Origin of the sequence: Streptomyces sp. 13-12-16 (assembly GCF_002114215.1) — a bacterium.
Lineage (GTDB): Bacteria > Actinomycetota > Actinomycetes > Streptomycetales > Streptomycetaceae > Streptomyces.
The window spans coordinates 1-2,109 of record NZ_NCTE01000624.1 but is presented as its reverse complement, the minus strand read 5'-3'; the positions used below and the strand labels follow the sequence as shown (position 1 = coordinate 2,109).

The window sequence follows — 2,109 nt, the reverse complement described above, 5'->3', positions numbered from 1 at the left end:
CGCCGGGCCTCGCGCTGCTCGCGTTCGCCGGCCGCGCGGGCGCTGCGCACCCGGTCGACGGCGCGGCGGTGGGCGAGGGTGAGGACCCAGGACAGCGCGCTGCCCCGGCCGGGGTCGAACCGCGCGGCGGAACGCCAGAGTTCGAGCAGCACCTCCTGGGCCACCTCCTCGGACTGGGCCGGATCGCGCACCACGCGCCGCACCAGCCCGTACACCGGCCCGGAGACCAGTCCGTACAGGTCCTCGAACGCCTTCTGGTCACCTCCGGCCACAAGCACCAGCAGCTCGTCCGCCTCCAACGCGCATCCCCCTCTCCACGCCCCTGCGGGCCGCCCGGTCACACGAGGCATGCGAGCCTCCGGACGGTAAGTACGGATCAACGGACCGAAAACGCGGGCCGGCAGCGAGAAATGCTACGGACGTACGGGTCCGGCGGGAGGAGCCCGGAAGAAATTCCGAACTCCACCAATCCGGCCCGTCGTCCGCTCCGAAAACCAGTGCGTCAAGGCAAGTCGGCACTGAGGACGGACGGCATGACAACTGACTCCAGGACCGGTGCGGGGCGCGGGAGTCTCGCGACCCTGATCTGCGGGGCGCTGGCCGCCGGGGGGCTCGCGGCGGCCGGCGTGACCGCGCTGGAACCCGAGGCGGCCTCCGCCTCCAGCCACCGGGAGGCCCCGCTGATCTCGGGCACCCCGCAGTACGACAACACGGACCTGTACGCGTTCGTCAGTCCCGACAAGCCGGACACGACGACGATCATCGCGAACTGGATCCCCTTCGAGGAACCGGCCGGCGGGCCGAACTTCTTCACGTTCGCCGAGGACGCGCAGTACGACATCCACATCGACAACAACGGGGACGCGCAGGGCGAGCTGCTGTTCCGCTACACGTTCAAAACGCACACGAAGAACGACAGGACGTTCCTCTACAACACCGGCCCGGTCACCGGTCTGGACGACCAGGATCTCAACATCACGCAGACCTACGACATCGAGCTGCTGAAGCTGAAGGACCAGCACGCGGTGTCCCGCACGAAGATCGCGGACGACGTCCCGGTGGCGCCGTCGAACGTCGGCAAGGCGTCCATGCCGGACTACGACACCCTGCGCAAGCAGGCGGTGCGCGAACTCGCGGGCGGGACGACGACGTTCGCCGGGCAGGCCGACGACCCGTTCTTCCTGGACCTGCGGGTCTTCGACCTGCTGTACGGCGGGAACCTCTCCGAGGTCGGCAACGACACGCTCAAGGGCTACAACGTCAACTCGCTGGCGCTCCAGGTCCCGACCGACATGATCACCGAGTCCGCGGACCAGCCGGTCGTTGGCATCTGGTCGACGACGCAGCGCAAGAACGCCGAGGGGCACTTCGTGCAGGTGTCGCGGCTGGGCGGACCGCTGGTCAACGAGGTCGTCAACCCGCTGAAGGACAAGGACACGTTCAACGCGTCCGCGCCGTGGGACGACGCGCAGTTCCTGAAGAACGTCACCGAGCCGGAGCTGCCGAAGCTCATCGAGGCGGTCTACAAGATCCCGGCCCCCGACGAGCCGCGCAACGACCTGGTCGACGTGTTCCTGAAGGGCGTCGAGGGACTCAACCAGCCGCCGCACGTGACGCCGTCGGAGATGCTGCGCCTGAACACGTCCATCGAGCCGGCCGCCGAACCGAAGCGGCTGGGCGTCCTGGACGGGGACAACGCCGGCTTCCCGAACGGGCGGCGGCTGACGGACGACGTGATCGACGCCGCGCTCCAGGTCGTCGAGGGGGAACTGGTCGGGGCGGCGAACGACCTGGGTGACGCGGTCGACGCCAACGACAAGGAGTTCGGGGCGGCCTTCCCGTACCTGGCGAACCCGACGGAGGGCTCGCGCGGCCCGCTCGCCGAGGGGGTGGACGGCGGCAACGACGTACGCAACCAGCTCGGTGACGCGCTGCGGCCGGCGGGCGCGGAGGAGTCCGGCGACACGGCCCTGATCGCCGCGTCCGCCGGTGCGGGAGCCGGCGGGCTGCTGCTGATCGGCGCGGCGCTGATGTGGTGGCGCCGGATGCGCGGCCGGGCGTACTGACCCCGTCCCACCCCGACCGGCGCGGCCCGTCCCCCACGGCACG

General features: G+C 70.3%; 2 protein-coding genes. One reads left to right on the top strand and one right to left on the bottom strand.

Translation table 11 applies throughout. The annotated features are described in order from the left end of the window. Positions 1 to 299, bottom strand: a 299-nt coding sequence (locus B7767_RS24495) for a sigma factor (protein ID WP_306297989.1), incomplete at its 3' end; no start/stop codon positions are given. Positions 300 to 533: 234 nt separating this feature from the next. Between B7767_RS24495 and B7767_RS24490 the strand changes: the two genes are divergently transcribed. Beyond that, positions 534 to 2,066 carry a DUF4331 domain-containing protein gene (locus B7767_RS24490; RefSeq protein WP_085574097.1) on the top strand — a complete coding sequence of 511 codons (1,533 nt, stop codon included), beginning with the start codon at positions 534 to 536 and terminating at the stop codon, positions 2,064 to 2,066. Positions 2,067 to 2,109: the final 43 nt, after the last annotated feature.